This is a genomic window from Streptomyces sp. NBC_00631, from assembly GCF_045206895.1.
Taxonomy (GTDB): domain Bacteria; phylum Actinomycetota; class Actinomycetes; order Streptomycetales; family Streptomycetaceae; genus Streptomyces.
This window is the reverse complement of record NZ_CP107734.1, coordinates 2,031,465-2,058,382: the sequence shown is the minus strand read 5'-3', so window position 1 is coordinate 2,058,382 and position 26,918 is coordinate 2,031,465. Positions and strand designations below refer to the sequence as shown.

Here is a 26,918-nt window from a genome sequence, read left to right as displayed (position 1 = left end):
CAGGAGCGCGACGTCACGCGCAGGCCGGTGGCGTCAGAGCTGCGACAGCTCGTCCACCAGGTCGTCCAGGCCCAGCGAACCCTGCGACAGGGCCGCCATGTGCCAGGACTTGAGGTCGAAGCCGGCACCCTGCCGCTCCCGGGCCTTCTCCCGGCCCAGCAGCCAGGCCCGCTCGCCCAGCTTGTAACCGATGGCCTGCCCCGGCATCGACAGGTAGCGGGTCAGCTCGCTCTCCACGAAGTCCGCGGGCCGGCTGCTGTGCGCGCCGAAGAACTCCTGCGCCAGCGCGGGCGTCCAGCGCTCCCCGGGGTGGAAGGGGGAGTCGTCGGGGATCGTCAGCTCCAGGTGCATGCCGATGTCGATGATGACCCGCGCGGCCCGCATCATCTGTGCGTCCAGGTAGCCGAGGCGCCGCTCCGGGTCGGTGAGGAAGCCCAGCTCGTCCATCAGCCGCTCCGCGTACAGCGCCCAGCCCTCGGCGTTGGCGCTGACCATGCCCACGCTGGCCTGGTAGCGGGAGAGGTCCTCGGCGATGTGCTTCCACTGCGCCAGCTGGAGGTGGTGGCCCGGCACTCCCTCGTGGTACCAGGTCGAGACGAGGTCGTAGACCGGGAACCGGGTCTGGCCCATGGTCGGCAGCCAGGTGATGCCCGGGCGGGAGAAGTCGTCCGACGGCGGCGTGTAGTACGGCGCCGCCGCGCTGCCGGGCGGAGCGATCCGGGACTCCACCCGGCGCACCCGCTCGGCCAGGTCGAAGTGGGTGCCGTCCAGCTTCTCGATGGCCTCGTCCATCACCGACTGCAGCCAGCCGCGCACCTCGTCGACGCCCTCGATGTGGGTGCCCTGCTCGTCCAGGTGCGCCAGCGCCACCCACGGGGTGGCAGCGCCGGGCAGGATCTTCTCGGCCTCGGCCTTCATCTCACCCAGCAGCCGGTGGTACTCGGACCAGCCGTACGCGTACGCCTCGTCCAGATCGAGGTCGGTGCCGTTGAAGTAGCGGACCCAGCGGGCGTACCGCTCCCGGCCCACCACGTCGGGCGCGCCCTCGACCGCGGGCGCATACACGTCCCGCATCCAGTCGCGCAGCGCCACCACGGCCTCGGTGGCCGAGCGGGCCGCCGCGTCCAGCTCGGCCCGCAGCGCCTCCGGACCGGACGCCGCGAACTGCTCGAACCAGCCCTTGCCGTCGCCCGTGTCGGCCCACTCGCCGAGCTGCCCGACGAAGGTGGCGGTGGCCCGCGGACCGCCGAACAGCTTCCGGTCCAGGCCGAGTTCGAGGGACTGCCGGTAGCCCTCCAGGGCGCCCGGGACCGCGCGCAGCCGCTCGGCGACCGCCGTCCAGTCCGCCTCGGTGGCGGTGGGCGTCACCGTGAACACCTGGCGCACCGCGTGCGCGGCCGAGCTCAGGTTGCTGACCGAACGCAGGCTCTCGCCGGCCTCGTGCACGGCGAGGGAGGCGCTCAGCCGCTCGCGCAGCAGGCGTGCGCAGCGACGCTCGATGTCACTGTCCGCACCGGGCTGCCGTTCGGCCTCGTCGAGCTTGGCCAGGGTCTCGCGCTGGAGCCGGGCCAGCGCCTGGGCGCCGGCCGGTGAGGTGTCGGGCAGCCGGCTCGAACTCTCCTGGTCGCCGAGGAAAGTACCGGTGATCGGATCGAGGGCGATGAGCTCGTCGACGAAGGTGTCGGCGACCTGACGGGGCAGCGGGGTGTTGGTCTGTGACATGCGGTCCATCCTCGTACGACGGACCACCGCGCGTCACGGGGATTGAGCCGGCGACACCGGCGGAAGCAGCGGCCCGCACTCCCACTGCTGGAAGATCAGCCGGGTCTCCACCCGGGCCACCTCCCGACGCGCCGTGAACTCGTCCAGGACCAGGCGTTGCAGGTCCGCCATGTCCGCCACGGCCACATGCACGAGGTAGTCGTCGGGACCCGTCAGATGGAACACGGTCCGCGACTCCGGCAGCGCTCTGATCCGCTCCACGAAGGGTCCCACCAACTCCCGCCGGTGCGGCCTGACCTGCACCGACAGCAGCGCCTCCAGACCCCGCCCGAGCCTGGCCGGATCGAGCTCAAGACGATGCCCGAGGATCACCCCCGAGCGGCGCAGCCGGGTCACCCGGTCCAGGCAGGTCGACGGCGCCACGCCCACCTGGGCGGCGAGATCGCGGTAGGTGGTCCGGGCGTCGTTCTGCAGCAGCCGCAGCAGATGCAGATCGACCGGATCCAGTACGACAGAATCGGCCACTGCCCGAACGTAACACGGGGTTCACCCCGCACACCCCGTCGGTTGTTCACCCTGCCGTCATGGACACAGCAAGCACCTACGACGACCCGGCGACCGCCCGCGGCCCCGTCTCCCGCGCACCGCGAGCCCTGGCCACCGAGGCCGTGCACGCCGGCCGCGACGACCTTGCCCGCCAGGGCCTGCACGCCCCGCCGATCGACCTGTCCACCACGTACCCGTCGTACGACAGCCGCGCCGAGGCCGCCCGCATCGACGCCTTCGCCGCCGACGGCGCGGACCCGGCGGGGCCGCCGGTCTACGGCCGCCTCGGCAACCCGACGGTCGCCCGCTTCGAGACCGCCCTGGCCCGTCTGGAGGGCACCGAGTCCGCGGTCGCCTTCGCCAGCGGCATGGCCGCGCTGTCCGCCGTCCTCCTCGCCCGCGCCACGACCGGCCTGCGCCATGTCGTCGCGGTACGGCCCCTGTACGGCTGCAGCGACCACCTCCTCACCGCCGGACTCCTCGGCACCGAGGTCACCTGGACCGACCCGGCCGGCATCACCGACGCGCTGCGCCCCGACACCGGCCTGGTACTGGTCGAGTCCCCGGCCAACCCGACCCTCGCCGAACTCGACCTGGGGGCCGTCGCCCACGCCTGCGGCACGGTGCCGCTGCTCGCCGACAACACCTTCGCCACCCCCGTGCTGCAGCGCCCCGCCGAACTCGGCGCACGGCTCGTGCTGCACAGCGCCACCAAGTACCTCGGCGGCCACGGCGACGTACTGGCCGGAGTGGTCGCCTGCGACGAGGAGTTCGCCGGGCAGCTGCGCAGGATACGGTTCGCGACCGGCGGCGTCCTGCACCCGCTCGCCGGCTACCTGCTGCTGCGCGGCCTGTCCACGCTCCCCATACGGGTCCGCGCCGCCTCCACCAGCGCCGCCGAACTGGTCCACCGCCTCACCGCCGACCCTCGCGTCGCCCGCGTCCACTACCCCCGGCTGGGTGGCGCGATGATCGCCTTCGAGGTCCATGACGACCCGCACGAGGTGATTTCCCGAGTACGGCTGATCACCCCGGCGGTCAGCCTCGGCAGCGTCGACACCCTCATCCAGCACCCGGCGTCCATCAGCCACCGCGTCGTCGACGCCGACGACCGCCGGGGTGCCGGGGTGAGCGACGGACTGCTGCGGCTTTCGGTGGGCCTGGAGGGCGTGGACGATCTGTGGGCGGACCTGGACGGGGCGCTGGGGATGTTTTAGCGCCCCGTCAGCTGGAGCGCCCCGAAAGGGGCGCGGGGAACTGCGCGACCAGCCCCCATACACACCCGCAGCCACCGGACCACCTCGGGCTCTACGGCGCTTCGGCGTTCCCCAACTCACCCGCGCTCGAAAGCCACCCCGCGGCAGTCACGGCCTGACCCGGCTCCGCCGCCAGCCGCGCCGTGATGACCAGCGTCCCCTCCTCGATCTGATAGTCGAGCGGCAACCCCAGCCCCCGCATCGCCGCCACCATCCCCGTGTTGGACGCCTGCGTCACCGCGTACACGCTCTCGCAGCCCGCCTCCACGGCCATCCCCACCAGCCGGGACAGCAGCTCGCCGCCGATGCCCCGCCGCTGCCACGCGTCCTCGACGAGCAGCGCCACCTCGGTCTCGTCCCCGTCCCACAGCAGATGCCCGAGGCCGACGATCCGGCCGGACGCGGTCTGCACGGCCAGCGTCCGGCCGAAGCGCGGGCTGAGCAGGTGGTTCAGGTAACGGTCCGCGTCCCCGACCGGCCCGTGATAGCGCAGCCCGAGCGTCCGCGTCGAGCAGCGCTCGTGCATCGCCTTCGCCGCCTCCACGTCACCGGTGTCGGCCCGGCGCACGGTGATCGCGTTGCCCGCGGGCAACGCGACCACGTCCTGGCCGCGCGGGATGCGCGGCCCGAGCCGGGCGTCCAGCTCCACCAGCGCCCGCGCCCGCGCGAACTCGGTCGGCGTGAACGGGAGATACGGCCGCTCCACGGTGATCACTCCCCCCTCCGGCGCGCGCAGCCGCATCACGGTGTCCTCCAGCGCCCCCTCGACGGGAACCGTCTCGGGGCTCCGGGCCCCGCCGACCGGGTGGGCGGGGAGTGAGCGGATCGTGCACCTCCCCAACAACTGCCGGAGGGCCAGCGGAAGTTCCGCCGCGTCCAGCGCGGTGCGGGTGGCCAGGCCCAGGACCCGGGTCGGCGCGTCCACCAGATCGTGGGCGTCGGCCCGCTCGATCCAGGTGTCCGTGCCCCCGGCCAGCGCGACCGCCCGCGTGATCTCGCCGGCGATCAGTTCCCCCGGCGCCCGCAGCAGGAACTCGTCCACCGTGCCGTCGGCCAGCGGATGCGTCTGCAGGCTCAGGATGTCCACCCGGTACCCGGCGAGCGCGGCGCACAGCGCGGCCAGCGAACCGGGCTCGTCCCGCACCGTCGTCCGCAGTCGCCACAGCGTGCTCGCCAGGTCCCCGGTCTCCGAGGTGTCCGCGCCGGGCCCGGCCTGCCGTGTCTCGGTGACGGCCTGCCGGGCGCCGGTATCGGTGTCCGGCACCGGCGGTGCGTGACCTGGGCGCCTCGCCCACCAGACGTGGAAGCCCGCGGTCGCCGCCAGCACCAGCGCCGAGATCACCAGCAGCGCCGGACCGTCGGGTCCGTGACCGATCAGGTTGGCCACCGCGTCCGCCACCGCGACGGCCGTGAACAGGGCGGCGAGTTCGACGACGTCGCGCCGCCAGTGGTGCACGGGGCGTCCGTTCCGCCTGCGCGTCACATCACACATGTCTCGATTCATGCAGCCACTGTGAAGCAACGGTGTTGCGTGATCACGAACGTGTTGTGACCGATGGGTAAAGCATGCTTACGTTTATTTTGTTGCGTTTTCTACAGTTGTCGCCGGGGCAAGCGCGTCCCGCAGCCGACGGGCCTGGACCACCAGCCGCGCCGAGCCGCGCCGGTCCGCCGCCCCGGAGAGATGGGGCAGTTCACCCCGGGCCCCGGACCGCTCGGCGCAGTCGGCGGCGACCGAGAGCAGCTCCCCGAGTCCACGGGCCGTCCCCGGGCCGCTCGCGGTCCCCCCGGTCGCGAGGTCGGCGAGCAGCACGGGCAGGGTGTGCCGGAGCGTCTCCCATATCGTCGCGTCGGCCCCGGTGGCCGCCGCCGTCCGGGCCGACTCGGCCAGCCGCAGCGGCTTCACCGCACCGCGCCGGACCAGTTGCCCGAGGTCGGCCCCCAGCCGCTCCGCGTCGAGCTGTCCGCGCGCGGCGAGCACCAGCAGCGCGTCCACCGCGGCCAGCCGGTCCTCCGGACGCCGGGCGCCCAGCCCGTACGCCACGCACAGGTGCGTGCTCTCGCCCGCGGCCCCACCGGACTCGGCGAGCAGGGGGAGGACGGCGGCCGTGCCCCGCCCGTCGTCCAGGGCGGCCTCGGAGAGATCGTGCACCAGCCGTACGGCGACGAGTTCGCGCAGCTCCGGAAGTGTGGCCAGCCAGTGCTGGTGGTTCTCCTGGCCCCAGTGGTAGCAGTAGCGGACCGCGTCGGACGACGTGAACGGCCGGCCCAGCCGCCGGAACGCCTCGGGGAAGTCCGTCCGGAGTTCCTGGACCTCGGCGGACTCGATCAGGATGCGCGGACCCGATGTCCGGCGGTCGGAGCCGGGCAGGGTGGGCCCGGCGGACAGCCAGCGGGCGAGCCGCTCGCCTTCCGGCGTGCCGAGTTCGCTCGCGCGCCCGGCGGCGGCCAGGGCCGCCGTACGGTCCTCGCGCCGGACCCGCAGCATGGCCTGGGCGAAGTCGACCTCGCCCACCCGGGCGCCGAGGCGACGGTAGGTGTCGAGCCGGTCGACCAGCTCGGCCGGCTCCAGGAGCCCGGTGCTCCACGACGGCGTGGCCAGGAGCAACGGCTGCGGGTCCGTGCGTATCCGGTGGGCCAGTTCACGCAACCGGACGTCGAGGACCCGGGAGAACCCGTGGCGCGCGCAGTCGTGGTCGGCCGGTCCGCCCCGCAGCCCGGCGAGCAGGGTGGCCGTGCTGACGGCCCCGTACAGCGTGGCCAGGACCAGTTCGAGGCCGCCCTCGGTGGCGAGGAGGCCGCGGCGGGCAGGGGCGAAGTGCTCCTCGGTGTCCCGCCGGCCGTGCGACTCGGGCTGCCGCCACCAGCGGGTCGCCACCACCGGTTCGAGTGCCTCCCGCAACGCCCCCTGGTCACGGTGCGCGTGGCGGGCCAGACCGTCCAGCGCCCGCTCGAACGCGGCCACGTCCCCGTCGGACGCGAGCAGGGCGCCGACCTCCTCGGCGAGTTCCACCGCCGAGTCCGGCGCCGGTGCGAGCCGGAACGGCTCCGGGGCCGGCGGCAGCACCTCCTCGTACGCCTCGGGCGGCGGCGCGGGCGCGATCCCCAGGGTGGCGGCCGCCCGGACGCGCAGGGCCGGACTCAACCGCTCGGCCGCGACGCCGACGTCGGACCGGGCCGCAGGGGCGCCGTCGAGCAGCCCGGCATGCCGCTCGACCAGCTTCAGCGCCCGCTCCTGTACCTGGGTGTCCTCGTGCCCGAACGCCTGGGCCACGGCCGGCAGCAGCTCAGCGGCCGAGGACACCTGGCGGGCGAGTACCTTGCCGAGCAGCACCAGTTGGGCACGCACCAGCTTCTTCTCGGTGCGGAACAGCAGTCCTTCGGAGGCCTCGGCGAGCTGCCGTGGGCTGAGGCCGCCGTCGAGCGCGAGGGCGGCGAGGACCGACTGGGCATGGGCGGCGACCGGGGAGGCGGCGTCCCGGGCCAGGGCCGTCCAGTCGGCGACACGCTCGCACTGCTCGTCCCGGGTGAGGGCGAGCTTGCCCAGCAGCGGCAGGAAGACGCGGTGGTCGGTCGGGCCGCCACCGCGCAGCAACCGGGCCACACAGGCGTCGACCACGGCCTTTCGCTCCAGCACGCCCGCGTCGGTGAGCTCGGCGAGGGCGCTCTGCCAGGAACCGGGACCCTCACCGAACAGCCAGCGGACCTCGCCGAGATCGGAGAGCTCGAACAGGCCGTTCACCAGCGGTGCGAGGTCCGGCTCGGCACGCAGCCGGTCGACGAGGGGGACGCGGTCCCAGGTGTGGCCGATGTACCGGACCCAGCCGACCACATAGGCGTCCGTCACCGGGACATCGCACCCGGACCGGCGCACGAGTCCCGCCATCAGCGGGAACGGCACGTCCGCGGAGACCGGCCGCGCGGCAAGCCGGCGGGCCACGTCGGCCTGCCAGCCGGTGTCCCGGTCCGCCAGCACCTTCAGCAGGATGTCCGCCGGCGCCTGCCGCCGGCGCATGTCGGCTCCGGCGATCCAGGTCGCGGCGGCCGCGGCCCCCGACTGGCACATCGCCCCGGCCACCTGGAGCGCCGGAAAGCCGCGCTCGGACCGGCTCTCCCACGGCGCGGCCCGCAACTCCCTGCGCAGGGCCTGCAACTCGGGCAGCAGCGCCCGTCGTTCGGCATCCGTCAACTTCTTCACCAGGAGGGCCGTCTGCCCGACACGCCCCGCCCGTACCGCCTCCAGCACCGCGCTCATCACGCACCCCCGCCGATCTCCGCCAAGTCCTGTCCCGCCGCGGCCCCCCGCCGTGCCATCCGCACCGCCAGCGCGTGCTTGCACGGGCCGCGCCCGCCCCGGTACTTCGCCCACCACGGACAACTGCAGCTCAGCACCCCTGCGGCCGCGGCCCGCACCCGGTGCACATGACCGTCCTCGGCCGTCACCGTGCCCAGCTCGCCGGCCAGGGCCACCGCGCCCGCGGCCACCAGCGCCCGGGCGGAGCGCAGCCGGGGATTGTGCCGCTCCACGCGCCCCGCGTCGTACGGCAGTTCGCGGTGGAAGTAGGCGGCCTCCGCCGTGTCGTAGCCGACGCGTCCCGAGGTGCCGAGTCGGATCAGGGCCGCGCGGACCCGCTCCGGGGTGAGCCCGGCGGAGGCCGCCAGGTCGGCGACGTCGACGCGCGGCTCCCAGGCCAGCAGAACCGCGATCAGCTCCGCGTCCTCGGCGGCCTCGTCGGTGGCGAGCGCGTCCAGCACGCCACCCTCGCCCGAGAACCCCCGGGCCGGGTCCGGCGACAGGGTCAGCGTCAGCCGCATGCCCTGCAGCACGACCTCCCAGGCCGCGGCCGTGCCGGAGGTGGCGAGGGCGCCCTGCGGGCCGTAGACGCGCAGGGCCGTCGCGTGACGCAGCACCCGTTGGAGCGCGCCCAGCCGCTCCGGTCCCGGCAGGCACACCGCGCCCGGCACCGGACGGGTGGTCGGCCGCAGCCCCCGGCCCGCCGGCACCACCCAGCGGGGACCGGCCGCGCCCCGGCGAGCGGTGCCGCCGAGGGGCAGCGAGCGCAGGAACCGCACCGCCTCGTCCGCCGGCAGCTCGGCCCGCAGATCGAACCCCGCCGCCGTCACCTGGGCCTCGGCGAAGCCGCGCAGCCAGCGGTCCGGGAGCGGCACCTTCTTCTCCAGCACCGGGCCGTCCAGTGTGGTGACCGCCAACTCCTCCGGCCCGACCCGCAGATGGAGCGGATCATCCGAGCCGACCCGGGAAAGCGCCTCCCGCAGCGGGTTGTTGACGTCGACGTTCGTCGTGCCGTGGCCCACCTCGCCGCCGTCCAGCCCCGGGCCGAGGACGTCCAGCCGGGCGTACACCCCGCCGCAGCCCGAGAAGGACTCGAAGCGCAGCCGGTCGCCGTTGCCCGTCACCACCGGGTCCAGCGAGGCGCGCAACTGCGGCTGGAAGTACCGCGCTGCCGCCACGTCGGCCACCGCGAGCAGGCCGGCCGCGGCCACCTGAGGCGAGGTCAGAAAACCCGCGAAGAACCGCGGATGGTCCTCGACCCCGGTCGGCGTCGCACCCCGGGAGGTCTCAAGTCCGAGGTGGCGGCCGCCCGCGCCGGAGCGCAGCACGGAGGGTTGGCGATAGGCCACGGCCTGTGCGGATCGCGTCATGGGAAAAACCGTAGAGGCGACCACTGACAATTGCCCTGACCTGCGAGAACCTCTACGCGCGGGCCGGTTCGAAGATGTGGAAGGAACCGTGCCGGAAGCCGCGGCAGGGCCGCGCACCGGGGGATGACGCCGGTGCGCGGCCCTGCGAAGAGCGTACGGGAGTCACTGGCCGACCCGGCCCGGCTGCAGCGTCTGCGTGAACAGCACGGTGCCGTCGTACTCGCGCAGACGTACCGTCAGCTCACCGCTGTCACCGTCGATGTCCACCTCGCCGAAGAACTGGTAGCCCTCGGCGGGTGACACGTTCGAGGCGGTCGGCGCCTTGACGAACACCCGGTCGGGTCCGAAGGTGCCGTCCAGCGCGTTGGCCGGGAACGCACCGGCGTTCAGCGGGCCCGAGACGAACTCCCAGAACGGCGCGAAGTCCTTGAACGCGGCCCGCGACGGATCGTAGTGCTGGGCCGAGGTGTGGTGGACGTCGGCCGTCAGCCACACCGTGCCGGTGATCTTCCGGTGCTTGATGTACCGCAGCAGCTCCGCGATCTGCAGCTCGCGGCCGAGCGGTGCGCCCGGGTCGCCCTGGGCGACGGCCTCGAAGTTCGCCTTGCCCTCGACCGGGTCGGGCACGACCAGCCCGAGCGGCATGTCCGCGGCGATCACCTTCCACACCGCACGCGACCGGGACAGCTCCCGCTTGAGCCACTCCAGCTGCTCGGCACCGAGGATGCCCTGCGGGTCGGTCCTCTGATTGTCGGGTGAGTTGGCGTCCCGGTACGTCCGCATGTCCAGCACGAACACGTCGAGAAGCGGGCCGTGGTGGTGGACGCGGTAGATCCGGCCGTCCGGGCGGCCGCTGATCGTGGAGATCGGGAAGTACTCGGAGAACGCCTGCCGGGAGCGCAGCGCCATGTCGTCCAGCCTGGTACCGGCCGGGTAGGCGGTGCCGGTGCCGATGACCTCACCCGGGTACCAGTTGTTGCGGACCTCGTGGTCGTCCCACTGGATCACGTTCGGCACCTGGGCGTTGAACCGGCGCAGCGCCTGGTCCAGCAGGTTGTAGCGGAAGTTCCCGCGGAAGTCGTCGAGCGTGACCGCGACATGCGACTTCGCCTCGGAGGTCACGTTGCGGTACAGACTGCCGTCGGGCAGCGCCTGGGTGGCCGAGATCACTCCGTCGGCGTAGATGTTGTCACCGCTGCACAGGAAGAAGTCCGGGTCCAGCTTTGCCATCGCGTCGAAGATGCGGTAACCGCCGATGGACTCGTTGATGCCCCAGCCCTGGCCCGCCAGGTCCCCGGACCACACGAACCGCACCCCCTGCCGCCGCCGCGTGGAGGCGGTACGGAAGGTGCCGGTGACCGGTTCGCCGGTACGGCGCGGGTCGTCGGGGTCGGCGAGCAGCACCCGGTAGTGGATCTGCTCGCCGGACGGCAGTCCGTGCAGCCGCGTGGTGCCGGTGAAGTCGCTGTCCGCGCCCAGCAGCGGGCCGCGCCATCTGCGGGGATCGCGGAACGACTCGGTGGCCGAGGTCTCCACGATCATCCGGGCCGGCCGGTCCGAACGGACCCACACCAGGCCGGAGCCGGCGGTCACGTCGCCCGCCTGCACGCCCCAGTCCGCCCGTGGACGTCCGGACAGTGCGAACGCCGGGGCCGAACCGAGCGCCGTGGGCAGGGTCAGGGCCGCCGACGCGGCGAGCGAGCCGCGCAGCACGCTGCGGCGACCGGGGAGCGAAAGGGACATGGGAGGGCCTCCAGAGCGGGATCCGGCCAGTTGTGCACAGCCACAACTACTGGTGCGCCGCAGCGCACACGCAAACCGCAAGTGAACAACTGCCGGTCCCGCGGAGGCCGTCCCTCCGGGGGCCCGGCCAGGGCGCCGTCACCCGTCGAGCGCCTCCGCCATCATGCGCACTCCCTCCCGGATCCGGGCCGGCGGCAGATGCGCGTACCCCAGCACCAGCCGTACGGCGGACTCGTCGTCCCGCGCGTGTGTGCACGCGCTCAGTGGCCGCACCGCGACCCCGGCCGCCGCCGTCCGCCGCACGAGCCGGCTCTCCGGCCCGTACCGCTCGGGCAGTTCGGCGATGGCGTGCAGCCCTGCCGCGATCCCCGACACGCGCGCGTGCGGGAAGTGCTCGGCCAGGGCGGCGACCAGGACGTCCCGCCGCTGCCGGTACGCGCGCTGGCAGCGGCGCAGCTGCCGGTCGTAGTCGCCGCGCTCCAGGAACCGGGCGAACACCGCCTGGTCGACGGACGGATGCCCCAGGTCCATGGTCCGCTTGCGCTCGACGACGGCGTCCGCCAGGGACTGCGGCACCAGCAGCCAGCCCAGCCGCAGCCCGGGCGCGAGGGACTTGCTGACCGACCCCGTGTACGCCACGCGTTCCGGATCGAGCCCCTGCAGCGCGCCGACCGGGGCCCGGTCGTAACGGAAGTCGCCGTCGTAGTCGTCCTCCAGCAGCAGCCCGTCCACCGACCGGGCCCAGTCGAGCAGTTGGGCGCGGCGCCCGGCGGAGCAGGCGATGCCGGTCGGGTACTGATGGGCGGGCGTCGTCACCACCGCACGGACGCCCGACGCCTGCAGCGGGCCAGGCGCCAGGCCCTCGTCGTCCAGAGGCAGCGGCACGGTACGCAGCCCGGCCGCCGCGTACAGGGCGTCGTGCTGCGGGCTGCCGGGGTCCTCCACGCCGATCTCGGGCACCCCGCGCGCGTACAGCACGGACCCGAGCAGCGCCGCCGCCTGCGCCACCCCGGAGACGACGAGGATCCGCTCCGGGTCGGCGACCACACCTCGGCGCCGGGCCAGCAGTTCGGCGAGGGCCGAGCGCAACCGGGGCAGACCGCGCGGGTCCGGATAGCCGAGGTCGCGGTGGGGCAGCTCCGCCAGGACCTCGCGCTGGGCGGCGGCCCAGGCGGCCCGTGGGAACAGCGACAGATCCGGTGACCCGGGCACGAAGTCCACCCGGACGCCGTGCGGGCGCGGCGCGAGGTCACGCGCGCGTGGCGCCGCCGCCCGCACGGCGCCGCCCACCCAGGTGCCCGCGCCCCGGCCGCTGCGCAGATAGCCCTCCGCCGTCAGCTGTTCGTACGCCTCGGTGACCAGCCCCCGCGACACTCCGAGGTCCTTCGCCAGCTCCCGGCTCGACGGCAGCCGGGTGCCGGGCGCGAGCCGTCCCGCGCGGATCGCCTCGCGCAGCGCCGCCTGGAGGAAACGGCCCCGCGCGCGTGCCGGCGCGGCGGCGGCCGGCAGCAGCAGCTCCCACGCGGCGGAGCCGGGCAGGGCGCCCGGATTGGTCCCCGATGACGTCATGGAAGTGGACCTTAATGCGGGCCGCCCGGGTTCCTAGCGTCGTCCTCATGAACGCGACCACCACCCGCGGCGCCCTGCTGACCGCGCTCGCCTACGTCCTCGTCGGCGCGTCCTTCACCGCCAACAGCGTGCTGGGCGACTACCCCTACGCGGGCGGCCAGTTCCTCCGCTACGGACTGGCCTGCCTGCTGCTCGTGCCGTTCGTCGGGCGAGACGCGGCGAAGCGGCTGCGGGGGCTGGGGCCGCGCGCGTGGCTGCGGCTGGCCCTGCTCGCCGCCGTCGGGATGGTCGGCTTCAACCTGGCGGTCCTCGCCGCCGAGCGCACCGCGGAACCGGCGGTCCCGGGCGTCCTCGTCGGCTGTGCCCCGGTGGTGGTGGCGGTCCTGGTCCCGCTCCTTGCCGGCCGCCGGCCACAACGCCCCGTGTTCCAGGGTGCGTTGCTGGTCGCGGTCGGAGCCTTCGCGGTCCAGGGCTGGGGGCGGACGGACGGGAGCGGTCTCGCCTTCTCGGTGTGCGCCCTGGCCGGTGAGGTCGGGTTCGCGGTGCTCGCGGGACCGGTGCTGCGGGCGCTCGGACCCCGGCTGCTGACCGCCACCGTGTGCGCCCTCGCCGCGGCCGAGGCGGCGCTGACCGGGGTGGTGGCCGACGGGGGCGCGCTCGACGGCGGGGCATGGCTGCGCCGGCCCGACGCCACGGAGACGGCCGCGCTGCTGTGGCAGGCGGCCGTGGTCACCGTCGTCGGCTTCGTGTGCTGGTACATGGGTGTGCAGCGGATCGGCACGGAGCGCGCGACGCTCTTCACCGGCCTCATCCCCCTCACCGCCGTGTGCACCGCCCCAGTCGTCGGCACGGGCTCCTACGGCCCCGCCCAGGCCGTCGGCGGCGCCCTGGTGGGCGTCGGGGTCGCCCTGGGCTCCGGCGCCCTGCCGGGTCCGCGCCACAGGCCATCCCGTCTCGGCCACGGGCCGGCGGCACCCGCCTCGCGGCCCCACCGCGCCGGCATCCGCCCGGCGACCGCCCCGCAGCACACCGTGCCGGCGCCCGGCAGTCGCCGGTCGGCCGACACGGCGCCGGCGCCCGGCCGTCCGTCAGCGGCTGCCGTCGAGGATGACGCGGGCGACCAGCGCCGGGTCGTCGTTCATCGGGCAGTGTCCGCAGCCGGGCAGCCGGACCAGCCGGGCCTTGGGGATGATCTGCTTGGCGCGGACCCCCTGGCGGCGCACCAGCAGCATGTCCCGGGTGCCCCAGCCCACGGTGACCGGGATACCGGGGACGTCGTCGGTGAACTGGACGGCGGCGCCCGCCCGCAGGGTCTCGGCGAATCCGCTGGCATGGGCGAGAGCCAGCGTCTCCGCGACCACGGCCTCGGGTGAGCGGCGGGCCGGGCGGGCGTAGATGGTGCTGGTCAGTGCCGTCCGCCCGGCGGCCGACCGGGAGAGCCGCTCGATCAGCGGAAGCGGCAGCCGCTCCGCGATCCGCCGCATGGCGATGAGGACACCGAAGGCGTAGCGCCGCTCGGCCTGCGACCAGAATCCGGCGGGGGAGAGGGCGGTGACGGACCGTACGAGCATCTCGCGGCCCAGTTCCAGCGCCAGCAGGCCGCCGAGCGAGTTGCCGGCCACATGCGGCCGGTCCAGCGCCAGGGCCTCGAACAGGGCGCCGAGCACGGCGTTGGTGGTCGGCAGGTCGTAGGCGAGGCCGTCGGGAAGGGCCGGGGAGGCGCCGAAGCCGGGCAGGTCCACGGCGATCACGTCCCGCTCGGTCGCGAGGATGTCCACCACGGGGTCCCAGGCCTGCCGGTGATGCCCTATCCCGTGGATGAGGACCAGCGGCTCGCCGCGGCCCACGCGCGCGTACGAGACGGTCACATCCTGCCGGCCGTGCGTGGCCTGCACTTTGAAGGAGACGGTGGCGGACATGCGGGCTCCTCGTCTGGGACTTCGGCGGACGCCGTAGACAGCTTGTCAGCAATTGCTACTCGCGGGTAGTCCCCGGTGGGGCGTGTCGTGTCCCGGCGCGCTCCGTCAACGCGCCCCGCGCGACTCCCGGTTGAAATCGGCATGCCATGCCCGCCTCACGGGTCCACCGCACAGGCCACCTCCGCATCCGGGCCGTCGGTCGCCGACGGTCCGCGGATCATTCTGAGCCGGGTGGGCGGAGGAGAGGATGATTCCGGCCAAACAGGGAGGAATGTGTCGGATGGGGCGGCTTCCGCCGTGCGGCGGGAGCTTTGCCGCCATGCCATGCGAACGACCCCGCGCGAACGCCTCGTGAACGGCGTGTGGCACCGCTTTCTATGCGTGGCCCAAGGGATCGAGGATTGGTCTTGACCAAGGGTGTGCGCCGCCCTATGGTCGCAGATAAGTACAACAACCTTTAATAAACAAGGGCGCTAAAACGCCGCCGGACCACGGCGATTGCGGAGGACAGGGTGGGGACCACGCAGCTGGAATCGGTGCCGGAACCGAAGTACTGGCATCTCAAGACCGTGCTCAGTGAGGCACTGGACTCGGAGTTCTCGGTCGGCGAGATCCTGCCCAACGAGCGTGACCTCGCCGCCCGCTTCGGCGTGGCCCGCGCCACCCTGCGCCAGGCCCTCGAACAGCTCGAACTGGAGGGCAGGCTGCAGCGCCGCCGCGGTGTCGGTACGACGGTCGCGCCCCCGCGCATGGGCGTGGCGGTCGGCACCGACGAGGACGCCTGGCCGGGCGCGGCCGGGGACGCCTGGCAGCCCGCCGACTGCACCCTCGCGGTGCCGCCCGCCGCCGTCGCGGCCGCCCTGGAGACCGGCGCGGAGGAGCCCGTGCACATCGTGCGCCGCTCCCGCGTCTCGCACGGGCAGCCCGTCGCCGCCGAACTGCTCTACATCCCGGCGGCCTCGGTCCCGGAGCTGACGGCGATCGACGCGCCGTCCGGGGCGCCCCGGGCGCGTGCGGTCCTGCGTGAGCTGCAGCGCCTGGAGCTGGAGAGCCAGGACCGCGCCGTGGAGCTCGGCTCGGCCCGCGCGGACGACGCCAAGGAACTCGACCGTCTCCCCGGCGCCCCGGTGCTCGTCGTCACCACCCGTTTCCTCGCCGCCGGCCGCACCGCCGCGCTCTCCGTCGCCACCTACCGCGCGGACACCTGCCGGCTGACCTTCGGCGACACCGGCGGGGTGGAGATCCACCACGGCCCCGAGCGGCAGGCCTCCTAGCCACCGCCCCGCACGGCCGGCGCGCGCCCCGGAATCCTTGCCGGGGCGCGTCGCGAGCGCCGGGCCGGCCGCTCAGCGGCGGGCGGTGACCGTCCCGTCCACCGCGAACAGCTGCTCCTCCACGTGATCGAGGGCGAGCCGCAGCGCGCCCGTCGCCACCGCCGCCTCACCGAGCACGGAGAGAGCCACCCGGGGCGGCCGCAGACAGTACCGGGCGAGTTCACGGCGCAGCGGCTCCAGGACACCGTCCAGGCCCGCCGCCCAGCCGCCGATCACCACGAGCTCCGGATCCAGCGCCAGCACCAGCGCGGCCACGTCGTGGACCAGCCGCTGGATGAACCGGTCGACGGCCGCCCGCGCCCGCGCGTCCCCCTTGCGGGCCAGCGCGAACACCTCGGCGACCGCCTGCTCGTCCAGCGGATGCAGCGGCTCGTCGGTGGTCGACAGCAGCGTCTCCGGGGTCACCTCCCGGCCCAGCAGATGCAGCGCGCCGATCTCTCCGGCCGCCCCGCCGTACCCGCGGTGCAGCCGCCCGCCGATCAGTGAACCCGCGCCCGGACTCAGCCCGGCCAGCACCATCACCACGTCGTCGGACTCGGTGGCGGCGCCCTTCCAGTGCTCGGCCACCGCCGCCGCGTTGGCGTCGTTCTCCACCAGCACGGGACACTTGAAGGACCGGCTCAGCCGCTCGCCGAGGCGCAGCCCCGTCCACTGGGGCAGCGCGGTGCCCAGCCGCACCCGGCCGTCCGCCTCGACGATGCCGGGCGTGCCGACCCCGACGGCCCGCAGCGAACCGCGCGCCACCCCGGCCCGGCGCAGCAGCTCGGCGACGGCGGTGCGCAGCCGCTCCAGCCGCTCGTCCGCGTCGGCCGTCTCCTCGACGTCCTTGGCCTGCGCCCCCAGCACCCGGCCGTCCAGGTCGGCCAGGAGCGCGGCGACGCGGTGCGGGCCGATCTCCAGGCCCAGCAGGTGCCCGGCCTCGGCCCGGAACCTGAACCGTCGCGCCGGCCGCCCCTGGCGCCGGGTGGCGCCCTCCTCGGCTGCCTTCTCGACGACCAGACCGGCCTCGATGAGCCCCTCGACGACCCCCTCGACGGTCGGCCGGGACAGCCCGGTGACCCGGGTGATCTCCGTGAGCGTCGCGCAGTCCGTGGCCCGCAGCGCATGCAGCACCACCGCGGAATTGATCCTTCGCAACAGAGAAGGATCACCGCCGGTCAACCCCGCCACCGTCCGTCCTCCCAGCTAACCCTGCACGTTGGCCGGATCGTACTTCGGCGCCGACGACGGCGGCGAGTGCCGGACGCCTCCGATCTGACCGGGATCCGCGAACCGGGGGCCCGGCGAGCCGCCGCATGCCAGTGGCACTCGCTTCACCGGTTCACGTGGACCTCGCGAAGTACCGGCGGACCGAGGGTGCTGGACAGCAGCGCGGGAGACCGGCGACTTCTACGAGGACGGCGTCACCGTCACAGCCCCGCCGTGACGGTCAGCCTTCCGCGGCCGCCCGGAGCCGTGCGAACTCCTCCGCCATCGTCGCCGCCGTCCAGTGCGCGTTCAGGCCGCTGGGGTTCGGCAGAACCCATACCCGCGTGTCTCCGATCGTCCGCTCCTGCGGCCCCACCTGGGCCCTGCGGTCGTCGAAGGCGGCCCGGTAGGCCGTGACGCCGACCACCGCCAGCCACCTCGGCCGGACCCGCGTCACCTTGGCGGTCAGCAGGCGCCCGCCCTCCGTGTACTCCTTCGCCGTCAGCTCGTCGGCGCGCGCGGTCGCCCGCGCCACCACGTTGGTGATGCCGAGTCCGTACGACAGCAACTCGCCCTGCTCGGCGGGGATCAGCAGCCGCGGGGTGAAGCCGGACAGGTGCAGGACCGGCCAGAAGCGGTTGCCGGGACGGGCGAAGTGGTGGCCGGTGGCCGCCGTCATCAGGCCGGGGTTGATCCCGCAGAACAGGACGTGGAGGCCGTCCGCGAGCACGTCCGGGACGAGACGGTCGCGGGCGGCCTCCAGCTCCGCCGCCGTGAAGCGAGGGGAGCGGCCGGTCAGAGGATCGCTCCAGGGGTGTAACCGGCGGCCTCCGGGTGCTGCTTGACGATCTCCTCGATCCGGCCGACGACGACACCGACCTGGGCGGCGGCCGCGCCCGTGAAGGAGAGCTTGTCGGCCATCAGCGCGGTCAGCTGCTCGCGATCCAGCGGCAGCCGCTCGTCGGCGGCGAGCTTGTCGAGCAGGTCGTTGCGCTCGGCGCCCTGCTCGCGCATCGCGAGCGCGGTGGCGACGGCGTTCTCCTTGATCGCCTCGTGCGCGACCTCACGGCCGACGCCCGCGCGCACCGCGCCCATCAGCACCTTGGTGGTGGCGAGGAACGGGAGGTAGCGGTCCAGCTCGCGGGCGATGACGGCGGGGAACGCCCCGAACTCGTCGAGGACCGTCAGGAAGGTCTCCAGGAGGCCGTCGAGCGCGAAGAAGGCGTCCGGCAGGGCCACCCGGCGCACCACCGAGCAGGACACGTCGCCCTCGTTCCACTGGTCACCGGCCAGCTCACCGGTCATCGAGGCGTAACCGCGCAGGATCACCATGAGGCCGTTGACGCGCTCGCAGGACCGCGTGTTCATCTTGTGCGGCATCGCCGACGAGCCGACCTGCCCCGGCTTGAAGCCCTCGGTGACCAGCTCGTGCCCGGCCATCAGCCGGATCGTCCTGGCGAGCGAGGACGGCGCCGCGGCCAGCTGCACCAGCGCGGTCACCACCTCGTAGTCCAGCGAGCGCGGGTAGACCTGGCCGACCGAGGTGAACGCCTGCGAGAAGCCCAGGTGGCGCGCGATCCGGGTCTCCAGCTCGGCGAGCTTCGCGGCATCGCCGCCCAGCAGGTCCAGCATGTCCTGGGCGGTGCCCACCGGGCCCTTGATGCCCCGCAGCGGGTAGCGCCGCAGCAGCTCCTCGACCCGGCCGTAGGCGACCAGCAGCTCGTCGGCGCCGGTCGCGAAGCGCTTGCCGAGGGTGGTCGCCTGCGCGGCCACGTTGTGGGAGCGGCCGGCCATGACCAGCTCGGCGTACTCGCCGGCCAGCTTGCCCAGGCGGGCGAGGACGGCCGTCGTACGGTCCCGCATCAGCTCAAGGGAGAGCCGGATCTGGAGCTGCTCGACGTTCTCCGTCAGGTCCCGGGAGGTCATGCCCTTGTGCACGTGCTCGTGCCCGGCGAGGGCGTTGAACTCCTCGATCCGCGCCTTCACGTCGTGCCGGGTGACCTTCTCGCGCTCGGCGATGGAGGCCAGGTCGACCGTGTCGAGGACCCGCTCGTAGTCGGCGATCGCCGCGTCCGGCACCTCGATCCCGAGGTCCTTCTGGGCCCGCAGCACGGCGAGCCAGAGCTGCCGCTCCAGCTTCACCTTCTGCTCGGGCGACCAGAGCGTGGCGAGCTCGGCGGAGGCGTAGCGTCCGGCGAGGACGTTCGGAATGCGGGGCTTGGCGGGCGCGGCTGAAGTCACGTGTACGGATTCTACTGGCGATTCCTGCAGGCCAGCGTCGCGGGCCCACTCGTGCGAAGCTATGAGAGCCACATCACGGCTGGGGCAGGTCGGCGAGTTCCGCCAGCACGTCCGCGTGGCACCTCTCCGGCGCGCACCAGCAGGCCAGGGTCTTCCCGCGCAGCTCCGCCACCAGCTCCAGCAGCTCGGGCCGCTCCAGCAGGTACGCCCGGTACATCGCCATCACCTCGGCCCGGGTGCCGTCCCGCCTCTTCTTCGGGGTGTCGTAGGCGAACGGGTTGTACAGCGGGTGGCGGGGGAGGTCCCAGCCCCCCATCGTCCAGCGGCGGCCCACGTAGACGACGTCCGCGGGGCGTGCTCCAGCCGGGGGCCGAACTCGTGGATCCGGCCCCTGACGTTGATCACCCGGGTGGGCACGGAGCCCACGCTACGCCTCGTACGGCAGCAGCTCCGGGCGCTTCGGCGCGCGGCCGTCGCCCGAGGAACGGCCGGTGAGGCGGCGGGCTATCCACGGCAGCAGGTACTGCCTGGTGAAGCGGGCGTCCTCGACCCGGCGCGCGACCCAGCCGGGCGGCACCGTGGCCGGGATCGGCGTGTGCCACTCGGTGTCCTCGGGCTCGTGGCCCAGCGTCTGCCAGACCGCCTCGGCGACCCGGCGGTGGCCCTCCGCCGTCAGGTGCAGCCGGTCCACGTCCCACAGCCGTGGGTCGGCCAGCGAGGGCGCGCCGTACAGGTCGACGACGAGGGCACCGTGCCGCTCGGCCAGCTCGTCGACCACGGCGAACAGTTCCTCCATGCGCGGCCGGAACCGCTCCAGGACCGGGCCCTGGCGGCCGGGGCTGCGCATCAGCACCAGCTGCTCGCAGGCCGGCGTCAGCCGCTCCACCGCCTCGGTGAGCAGGTCCCGGACCCGGACCATGTCGCACTTGGGGCGCAACGTGTCGTTGAGGCCGCCGACCAGCGTGATCACGTCGGGCCGCATCGTGACCGCCAGAGGCACCTGCTCCTCGACGATCTGCCCGATCAGCTTGCCCCGCACCGCGAGGTTGGCGTAGCGGAAGCCGGGGGTACGGGCGGCCATCCGGGCGGCGAGGACATCGGCCCAGCCCCGGTAGGAGCCGTCGGGCCTGAGGTCCGACATGCCCTCGGTGAAGGAGTCGCCGATCGCGACCAGACTGGAATGTGCGGGAGGCACCGGGTTCTTCTGCATGGCGGGAGAGATGGTATCCCGGGGCGCATACCCGCCGGTCGGTCACTCCCGTCGGCAAAGGCTCTTCCCCCGGTGGAGCCTAAGCGTGCTGCCCGAACAACTCCCGCAGCACGTCCTCCATCGTCACCAGCCCCGCCATCCGTCCGTCGTCGCCGAGTACGCCCGCCAGGTGGGTGCGGCTGCCGCGCATCGCGGTGAGCACGTCGTCCAGCGGTGTGCTCTCCCGCACCCGGGCGATCGGCCGCATGTCCCGCAGCCGGAAAGCCTCGGTGCGGGGCGATGCGTCCAGTGCGTCCTTGACGTGCAGATAGCCGACGATCCGCCGCCCCTCGTCCACCACCGGGAAGCGGGAGAAGCCCGACTGCGCCGTCAGCCCCTCCAGCTCCTCCGGGGTGACGCCCACGCGCGCGTAGACGACGCGTTCCAGCGGCACGACCACGTCCCGAACCGGCCGGCGGCCCAGCTCCAGGGCGTCGTGCAGGCGCTCCTGGGCCCGGTCGTCGATCAGACCGGCCTCACTGGCGTCCTTGACGATCTCGGCGAGCTCGGTGTCCGTGAAGGTCGCCGAGACCTCGTTCTTGGTCTCCACCCGCAACAGCTTGAGCAGGCCGTTCGCGAAGGCGTTGATCGTGAAGATCACCGGGCGCAGCGCCCGCGACAGGCCGACCAGGGGCGGCCCGAGGAGCAGCGCGCTGCGCACCGGCTCGGCGAGCGCCACGTTCTTCGGCACCATCTCGCCCAGCAGCATGTGCAGATAGGTCGCGAGGGCCAGCGCGATCACGAAGGACACGGCATGGCCCGCGCTCGTGGGCACGCCGACCGCGTGGAACACCGGCTCCAGCAGATGCGCGATCGCGGGCTCCGCCACCACACCCAGCACCAGTGTGCACAGCGTGATGCCGAGCTGGGCGGCGGCCAGGAGCGCGGACACGTGCTCCAGCCCCCACAGCACGCTCCTGGCCCGCCGGTCGCCCGCCTCGGCGTGCGGCTCGATCTGGGAGCGGCGCACGGAGATCAACGCGAACTCGGCGCCGACGAAGAAGGCGTTCACGACCAGCGTCGCGAGACCGATCAGCAGCTGTACGGCGGTCACCGGTGCCCCTCCTGCTCCGTCTCGTCGTCGAGCGGTGCGTGCAGCAGCACCCGGGCCGCCCGGCGCCCCGAGGCGTCCACCACGTCCAGCCGCCAGCCGGCGACCTCGACGCGGTCCCCGGTCTCCGGTATCCGGCCCAGCTCGGCCGCGACCAGCCCGGCCAGCGTCTCGTACGGCCCCTCGGGCGCCCGCAGGCCCACGCGCGCGAGCTGGTCCATGCGGGCCGCGCCGTCCGCCGAGTAGAGCGCGCGGCCCGTGGCGTCTGCGCCGGCGGGGGCGAGGTCGGGTGTCTCGTGCGGGTCGTGCTCGTCGCGGACCTCGCCGACGACCTCCTCGACGATGTCCTCCAGGGTGGCGACCCCGGCCGTACCGCCGTACTCGTCGATGACGACGGCCATGGTGCGCCGGCCGCCGAGGCGGTCCAGGAGGCGGTCGACGGTGAGGGACTCGGGGACCAGCAGGGGTTCGCGCATCAGCTGCGCGACCCGGACCCGGGACCGCTCCTCGGCGGGCATGGCCAGGACGTCCTTGATGTGGGCGGTGCCGACGACCGAGTCCAGGCTGTCCCGGTAGACCGGGAAGCGGGACAGGCCGGTCGCCCGGGTCGCGTTCGCCACGTCCTCGCAGGTCGCCCGGACATCCAGGGCCACGACCTGGACGCGCGGGGTCATCACGTTCTCCGCCGTGAGGTCGGCGAGGTTCAGCGTGCGCACGAACAGCTCGGCCGTGTCCGGTTCCAGCGCGCCCTCCTTGGCGGAGTGGCGGGCCAGCGCGGCCAGCTCCTGCGGTCCGCGCGCGGAGGCCAGTTCCTCGGCGGGCTCGATGCCCAGGCGCCGTACCAGCCGGTTGGCGGTGTTGTTCAGATGGGTGATGAACGGCCGGAAGGCGCCGCTGAACCAGCGCTGCGCGCTGCCCACCCGCTTGGCCACCGCCAGGGGCGAGGAGATCGCCCAGTTCTTGGGGACCAGCTCGCCGACGACCATCAGGAACACCGTGGACAGCGCCGTGCCGATCACCAGTGCGAGCGAGCTCGCGGCCGACGCCCCGATGCCCACCGCCTCCAGCGGACCGGCCAGCAGCTTGGCGATCGAGGGCTCTGAGAGCATGCCGACCACCAGGTTGGTGACCGTGATGCCGAGCTGCGCCCCCGAGAGCTGGAACGTCAGGTTCCGGACGGCCTTCAAGGCACCGGCCGCCCCGCGCTCACCGCGCTGCACGGCCCGCTCCAGCTCGCCGCGCTCGACCGTGGTCAGCGAGAACTCGGCCGCGACGAAGGCACCGCAGGCGAGCGACAGCAGGATCGCCACCAGCAGGAGGAGCACTTCGGTCATCGGGTCACCTCCGTCCCATGATCGGACAGGGCGGACGGGACCGCGCGGTGTCGGCGGCGGACAGGACCGGGAGGCTCGCCCATGGGGGGACGCTCACGCACCTTTCATCGAGGAACGACGGCTCCCCCAATGGTAAAGGATCGGCAAAGCCGCCTCAGTGGTCGCCGTCGGGCAGCGGCTTCACCCACCGGCGCCACTGCTCCTGGGTCTGGTACCCCGCAGCCCGCCAGGCATGGTGCGCGGTCTCGTTGCGCACCAGCACCATCGCGTCCACGCGCCGCCCGCCCAGCCGTACGAACCGCTCCTCGGCTGCCGCCAGCAGCGCCGAGCCGATGCCCCGGCGGCGGCGCTGCGGATGCACGGCGAGCCGGTACAGATGGCAGCGCCAGCCGTCGAAGCCCGCGATCACCGTGCCGACGAGTTCACCGTCCAGGTCGGCCAGGAGCAGTGCCTCGGGGTCCGTGGCGAGGAGGCGGTCCACCCCGCCGCGGTCGTCGCTGATGCTGGTGCCCTCGGCCGCCGTCCTCCAGAAGGCGAGCACGGCGTCCAGGTCGTCGGGTCCGGCAGCCCGTATGTGCAGGTCGGTCATGCGGCGATCCCATCACGAGCGCCCGCGCCCACCAGGCATTTCCACTATGCGGACAGCTCCGCCAGTACCGGGGCGAAGGCCGCCATGGACGGCTCCAGGACGGTCAGATACGAGAACCCGTACCGCTCCCGCAGCCCCCGTACCCGCCCGGTGACCTCCTCCAGGGTGCCGACGAGGACGGTGGGCAGGGCGAGGACCCGCTCCAGGGTCAGCTCGGGCCGCCGCTCCAGCAGCGGGCCGAGGGCGGTCGCCGGGTCGTCGGTGATCGCCACGGTCTGGATGAGCAGGTTCCGTTCGGCGGGTTCGGCACGCGCCGCGGCCAAGTCGTCGTAGCGGGCCACCCGTTCGTCGAGTTCCGTCGCCGGCACCGGTTCCAGCCGGCCCTCCGTGTTCCCCGGCGTCAGGCGGGCCCCGGCGAACGCGGCGATGTCCGCGTGCTCGGCGGTCAGCCGCAGCATCCGGTCGCCGTTGCCGCCGATCAGCAGCGGCACTGCGCACCCCGGCGACTTCTTCAGCTCCTCGACCGTGCGCCGCAGATGGTCCACCCGCTCGCGCGGTGCGCCGAACGGCAGCCCGGCCCGGTCGTGCTCCGCCTGCACATAGCCGGTGCCGAGCCCGAGTTCGAGACGGCCGCCGGTCAGCGCGGCGGTCGTCGCCACCTCGCGGGCCAGCAGCACGGGGTTCCAGAAGCCCGCGTTGAGCACGAACGTGCCGAGGTGCGGCCGTTCGGTCGCCTCGGCCGCCGCGACCAGCGACGGGAAGGGCGCCGGCATGCCGAGATGGTCGGGGACGAGGAGCACGTCGTACCCGAGTTCCTCGGCGCGCCGGCACTTCGCGCGCCACTCGCCGGCCGAGGCGGGCGTGAGCAGGTTGACCCCGAAGCGGAACGGACGCGGCATGAACTCTCCTCAGCGGCAAGCGACTTGAGTATCCATCACGATTCCATCACTCGTGCGCGATGGCCGCCAGCACATTCATGCGCGATGCACGCAACGCCGGCAGCAGTGCCGCCACGATGCCCACGACCGCGGAGCCGATCACGACCGCGACGATCGTGCCCCACGGAACGGCGAGGGCCTTCATGCCCTGGAGCGCCAGGACCTGCTGGGTGCACACCCCCCACACCAGACCCAGCGCGAGGCCCAGCACCGCGCCGAACACCGCGATCACCACCGACTCCAGCCGGATCATCCGGCGCAACTGCCGCCGGGCCAGCCCGATCGCGCGCAGCAGCCCGATCTCCCGGGTCCGCTCCACCACCGACAGGGCCAGGGTGTTGACCACCCCGAGCACCGCGATCACGATCGCGAGGCCGAGCAGCGCGTAGACGAGGTACAGCAGCACGGCGATCTGGTCGTGCACCAGTTTCTTGTAGTCGGCCTGGTCGCGGACCTGCACCTGCGGATACGGCGCCAGCGTCTGCTCCAGCCGCGAGCGCAGCTGGTCCGCGCTGGTGCCCGGGGCCCGGTTGACGTACAGCGACGAGTCCTGGCCGTCGGGGACGTACTTCTCCACGGTGGCGATGCCGAAGAACAGGCCGCCCTGCGTGCCGAACCCGCTGCCGCTGTCCTGGTCGGTGAGGGCGCGCACCTTCATGTCGGCCCGCTTCCCGCCCTGGAACTCGACCGGGAGCACACTGCCGAGGCGCACCTTGTGGTCCTGGGCGAAGGTGACGTCCATGCCGAGGCTGCCGGCGGCCAGCGCGGCCGCGGTGTCGCCGCCCTTGTAGGCGACATGGGCGACCTCGTCGACCTGGGAGTCGTACCCGGCGGCGGTCGTGGTGACCCGCCTGCCGTCCGGCAGCCGTACCGCCACCGGCGCGAACCGCTGCCGGACCACGAGCCCCACGCCTTCGGTGGCGCGCACCTTGTCGGTGATCTCCTGCGTGAACGGCAGGAAGTTGCTGTTCTGGACGACGAAGTCGGCGCCCAGCGTCCTGTCGATCTGCTGGTCGAAGGACTTGGACATGGAGGCGCTGGCCACCGACATCCCGCCGACCAGGGCGAGCCCCACCATGAGCGCGGCGGCCGTGGCGCCGGTACGGCGCGGGTTGCGCAGGGCGTTGCGCTGGCTCATCCGGCCGACCGAGCCGAACAGGGCGGGGAAGGCCGCACCCAGGACGCGGATCACCGGACGGACCAGCAGCGGGCCCGCGATGACCGTCGCGATCAGCGTCAGGACGACCCCGAGGCCCAGCAGCGAGGAGGCGGAGGCGGTCTTCGTGGCCGCCGCGCAGCCGGCCAGGGCCGCGGCCCCGAGCAGGCCGACGACCCCGCCCACGATCGCCCGTGTCCTGAGCGGCTTGCCCACCCCGGCGATCTCCGCGTCCGCGAGCGCCGCCATCGGGGACACGGTGGCCGCGCGCCGTGCGGGCAGATACGCGGCGACGAAGGTGACGCCCACCCCCACGACGTACGCCGCGACCGGCGTGCCCCAGCCGATGACCATCTCGGTGGCCTTGAGGTTCATCCCGAACGCGCTCATCAGCTTGATCAGCCCGAACGCCAGCCCGACGCCGGCGCCCAGGCCCAGCGTCGAACCGACCAGCCCGAGCAGCATCGCCTCGGTGAGCACGGAGCGCCGTACCTGCCGCCGGTCGGCGCCCAGGGCACGCAGCAGCCCCAGCTCCCGGGTGCGCTGCGCGATCAGCATGGAGAAGGTGTTGACGATGAGGAAGACGCCCACCAGGGTGGCGATTCCGGCGAATCCCAGCATCACGTACTTGATCACGTCGAGGAAGCCGCCGAGGTCCGCCGCCGATGACTTCGCCTGTTCGTCGGCGGTCTTCAGGTCGTACGTACCGGTCCCGATCGCCGCGCCGACACGGCTCTTCAGCTGGGCGTCCGTCACCCCCCGCGCCGCGTCCACCGAGATGCTGGTGGCCCGGCCGGTGGAGCCCAGCAGCTCCTTCGCGGCCACCGCCGGGTCGAGGAAGACCAGGGCCGCGCCGGGATTGGTGGTGGTGAAGGTGGCGATGCCGACGATCTCGACCCGGAAGGTGCCGGGCTGGGCCTGCACGGTCAGCGTGTCGCCGATCCGTACGTGCTTCTTGTCGGCCGTGTCCGCGTCGAGGAGGGCCTGGCCGGCGCCCTGCGGGGCGTGCCCCGAGGTGAGCTTCACGGGGCTGCGGTGGGTGAGGTACCAGTCCGTGGCGATGGTCGGGGCGCCGGTGGTCGGACCCACCGACTTGTTGTGGCTGTCGACCACCACGATGTTCTGCACGGAGACGTCCGCATGGGTGCCCGCGACCCCGTCGACCTTCGCCGCCTTGTCCGCCAGCGCGGCCGGCACGGTCTGGACGGCGCCCGTCGGCACCGAGGACTTGAGGTCCTCCTTGGGCTCCACCGTCACGTCGGCGGAGGTGGACGCGAACAGCCGGTCGAAGGTGCGGGTGACGGTGTCGGAGAAGATCAGGCTGCCCGCGACGAACGCCACGGACAGGACGATGGCCAGCGCGGACAGCATCAGCCGTCCCTTGTGCGCCAGGAAGCTGCGCAGGGTCGCCTTGAGCAC

General features: G+C 73.5%; 19 protein-coding genes and 2 pseudogenes. 3 read left to right on the top strand and 18 right to left on the bottom strand.

The features are described from left to right. Positions 1–33: 33 nt before the first annotated feature. Together OHB00_RS09465 and OHB00_RS09460 are read right to left on the bottom strand one after the other, a co-directional pair. A complete protein-coding gene (locus OHB00_RS09465) occupies positions 34–1,722 on the bottom strand; it encodes a DUF885 domain-containing protein (RefSeq protein ID WP_406433187.1) in 1,689 nt (562 codons plus the stop codon). 33 nt (positions 1,723–1,755) lie between these two features. Beyond that, on the bottom strand, positions 1,756–2,247 hold the full coding sequence (locus tag OHB00_RS09460) for an Lrp/AsnC family transcriptional regulator (protein WP_406433185.1): 492 nt from the start codon (positions 2,245–2,247) through the stop codon (positions 1,756–1,758). A 59-nt stretch (positions 2,248–2,306) separates the two neighbouring features. On the opposite strand from OHB00_RS09460, the gene OHB00_RS09455 reads away from it, so the two are divergent. Further along, complete coding sequence (locus OHB00_RS09455; protein ID WP_406433183.1) at positions 2,307–3,485, top strand: trans-sulfuration enzyme family protein; 1,179 nt, start codon at positions 2,307–2,309, stop codon at positions 3,483–3,485. Positions 3,486–3,576: 91 nt separating this feature from the next. Here the strand turns inward: OHB00_RS09455 and OHB00_RS09450 are convergent, their stop codons facing one another. The 5 genes from OHB00_RS09450 to OHB00_RS09430 form a co-directional block, all read right to left on the bottom strand. Further along, entirely contained in the window at positions 3,577–5,028 is a 1,452-nt protein-coding gene (locus OHB00_RS09450; protein ID WP_406433181.1) for a GNAT family N-acetyltransferase, read from the bottom strand. Between the two features lie 72 nt (positions 5,029–5,100). Then, positions 5,101–7,779, bottom strand: coding sequence for a DUF6493 family protein (locus OHB00_RS09445; RefSeq protein WP_406433179.1), 2,679 nt, complete (start codon positions 7,777–7,779; stop codon positions 5,101–5,103). Then, positions 7,779–9,188 carry an SWIM zinc finger family protein gene (locus OHB00_RS09440; protein ID WP_406433177.1) on the bottom strand — a complete coding sequence of 470 codons (1,410 nt, stop codon included), beginning with the start codon at positions 9,186–9,188 and terminating at the stop codon, positions 7,779–7,781. Before OHB00_RS09440 ends, OHB00_RS09445 begins: the two co-directional genes overlap by 1 nt. 162 nt (positions 9,189–9,350) lie before the next feature. After that, complete coding sequence (locus OHB00_RS09435) at positions 9,351–10,931, bottom strand: alkaline phosphatase D family protein (protein WP_406433175.1); 1,581 nt, start codon at positions 10,929–10,931, stop codon at positions 9,351–9,353. Between the two features lie 138 nt (positions 10,932–11,069). After that, entirely contained in the window at positions 11,070–12,500 is a 1,431-nt protein-coding gene (locus tag OHB00_RS09430) for a PLP-dependent aminotransferase family protein (RefSeq protein WP_406433173.1), read from the bottom strand. Here OHB00_RS09430 and OHB00_RS09425 point away from each other — a divergent pair. After that, positions 12,491–13,399: pseudogene (locus OHB00_RS09425) on the top strand (EamA family transporter); the annotation flags it as partial. The gene OHB00_RS09430 and the pseudogene OHB00_RS09425 sit on opposite strands and share 10 nt — an antisense overlap. A 189-nt stretch (positions 13,400–13,588) precedes the next feature. Here OHB00_RS09425 and OHB00_RS09420 read toward each other — a convergent pair. Further along, positions 13,589–14,419: an alpha/beta fold hydrolase gene (locus tag OHB00_RS09420; RefSeq protein ID WP_406433171.1), complete on the bottom strand. Its 831-nt coding sequence runs from the start codon at positions 14,417–14,419 to the stop codon at positions 13,589–13,591. A 512-nt stretch (positions 14,420–14,931) separates the two neighbouring features. Between OHB00_RS09420 and OHB00_RS09415 the strand changes: the two genes are divergently transcribed. Beyond that, on the top strand, positions 14,932–15,693 hold the full coding sequence (locus tag OHB00_RS09415) for a GntR family transcriptional regulator (RefSeq protein WP_406433169.1): 762 nt from the start codon (positions 14,932–14,934) through the stop codon (positions 15,691–15,693). Positions 15,694–15,765: 72 nt separating this feature from the next. Here the strand turns inward: OHB00_RS09415 and OHB00_RS09410 are convergent, their stop codons facing one another. From OHB00_RS09410 to OHB00_RS09365, 10 genes and pseudogenes are all read right to left on the bottom strand, one after another. Then, positions 15,766–16,923, bottom strand: coding sequence for an ROK family transcriptional regulator (locus OHB00_RS09410; protein WP_406433167.1), 1,158 nt, complete (start codon positions 16,921–16,923; stop codon positions 15,766–15,768). Between the two features lie 259 nt (positions 16,924–17,182). Next, on the bottom strand, positions 17,183–17,671 hold the full coding sequence (mug, locus tag OHB00_RS09405) for a G/U mismatch-specific DNA glycosylase (RefSeq protein WP_406433165.1): 489 nt from the start codon (positions 17,669–17,671) through the stop codon (positions 17,183–17,185). 65 nt (positions 17,672–17,736) lie between these two features. Then, positions 17,737–19,182, bottom strand: coding sequence for an adenylosuccinate lyase (gene purB, locus OHB00_RS09400; protein ID WP_406433163.1), 1,446 nt, complete (start codon positions 19,180–19,182; stop codon positions 17,737–17,739). 73 nt (positions 19,183–19,255) lie between these two features. After that, a pseudogene (locus OHB00_RS09395) lies at positions 19,256–19,599 on the bottom strand (DUF4326 domain-containing protein). 10 nt (positions 19,600–19,609) lie between these two features. Then, positions 19,610–20,392 (bottom strand): SGNH/GDSL hydrolase family protein, encoded by a 783-nt coding sequence (locus OHB00_RS09390; RefSeq protein ID WP_406433161.1) that lies wholly within the window; start codon positions 20,390–20,392, stop codon positions 19,610–19,612. A gap of 79 nt (positions 20,393–20,471) precedes the next feature. Then, positions 20,472–21,485, bottom strand: coding sequence for a hemolysin family protein (locus tag OHB00_RS09385; protein ID WP_406433159.1), 1,014 nt, complete (start codon positions 21,483–21,485; stop codon positions 20,472–20,474). Then, on the bottom strand, positions 21,482–22,816 hold the full coding sequence (locus tag OHB00_RS09380; RefSeq protein WP_406433157.1) for a hemolysin family protein: 1,335 nt from the start codon (positions 22,814–22,816) through the stop codon (positions 21,482–21,484). The genes OHB00_RS09385 and OHB00_RS09380 overlap by 4 nt, the downstream gene beginning before the upstream one ends. Before the next feature lie 154 nt (positions 22,817–22,970). Next, positions 22,971–23,405: a GNAT family N-acetyltransferase gene (locus OHB00_RS09375; protein WP_406433155.1), complete on the bottom strand. Its 435-nt coding sequence runs from the start codon at positions 23,403–23,405 to the stop codon at positions 22,971–22,973. 44 nt (positions 23,406–23,449) lie between these two features. Further along, positions 23,450–24,304, bottom strand: a complete 855-nt coding sequence (locus OHB00_RS09370) for a TIGR03621 family F420-dependent LLM class oxidoreductase (RefSeq protein ID WP_406433152.1) — start codon at positions 24,302–24,304, stop codon at positions 23,450–23,452. Positions 24,305–24,350: 46 nt separating this feature from the next. Continuing rightward, positions 24,351–26,918 (bottom strand): ABC transporter permease, encoded by a 2,568-nt coding sequence (locus OHB00_RS09365; protein ID WP_406433150.1) that lies wholly within the window; start codon positions 26,916–26,918, stop codon positions 24,351–24,353.

Excerpts from the sequence above, each read along its gene's own strand:
- OHB00_RS09465 (WP_406433187.1), bottom strand. The coding sequence starts at position 1,722 with ATGTCACAGACCAACACCCCGCTGCCCCGTCAGGTCGCCGACACCTTC.
- OHB00_RS09455 (WP_406433183.1), top strand. The coding sequence starts at position 2,307 with ATGGACACAGCAAGCACCTACGACGACCCGGCGACCGCCCGCGGCCCC.
- OHB00_RS09450 (WP_406433181.1), bottom strand. The coding sequence starts at position 5,028 with ATGAATCGAGACATGTGTGATGTGACGCGCAGGCGGAACGGACGCCCC.
- OHB00_RS09445 (WP_406433179.1), bottom strand. The coding sequence starts at position 7,779 with ATGAGCGCGGTGCTGGAGGCGGTACGGGCGGGGCGTGTCGGGCAGACG.
- OHB00_RS09440 (WP_406433177.1), bottom strand. The coding sequence starts at position 9,188 with ATGACGCGATCCGCACAGGCCGTGGCCTATCGCCAACCCTCCGTGCTG.
- OHB00_RS09435 (WP_406433175.1), bottom strand. The coding sequence starts at position 10,931 with ATGTCCCTTTCGCTCCCCGGTCGCCGCAGCGTGCTGCGCGGCTCGCTC.
- OHB00_RS09430 (WP_406433173.1), bottom strand. The coding sequence starts at position 12,500 with ATGACGTCATCGGGGACCAATCCGGGCGCCCTGCCCGGCTCCGCCGCG.
- OHB00_RS09420 (WP_406433171.1), bottom strand. The coding sequence starts at position 14,419 with ATGTCCGCCACCGTCTCCTTCAAAGTGCAGGCCACGCACGGCCGGCAG.
- OHB00_RS09390 (WP_406433161.1), bottom strand. The coding sequence starts at position 20,392 with ATGCAGAAGAACCCGGTGCCTCCCGCACATTCCAGTCTGGTCGCGATC.
- OHB00_RS09380 (WP_406433157.1), bottom strand. The coding sequence starts at position 22,816 with ATGACCGAAGTGCTCCTCCTGCTGGTGGCGATCCTGCTGTCGCTCGCC.
- OHB00_RS09375 (WP_406433155.1), bottom strand. The coding sequence starts at position 23,405 with ATGACCGACCTGCACATACGGGCTGCCGGACCCGACGACCTGGACGCC.
- OHB00_RS09370 (WP_406433152.1), bottom strand. The coding sequence starts at position 24,304 with ATGCCGCGTCCGTTCCGCTTCGGGGTCAACCTGCTCACGCCCGCCTCG.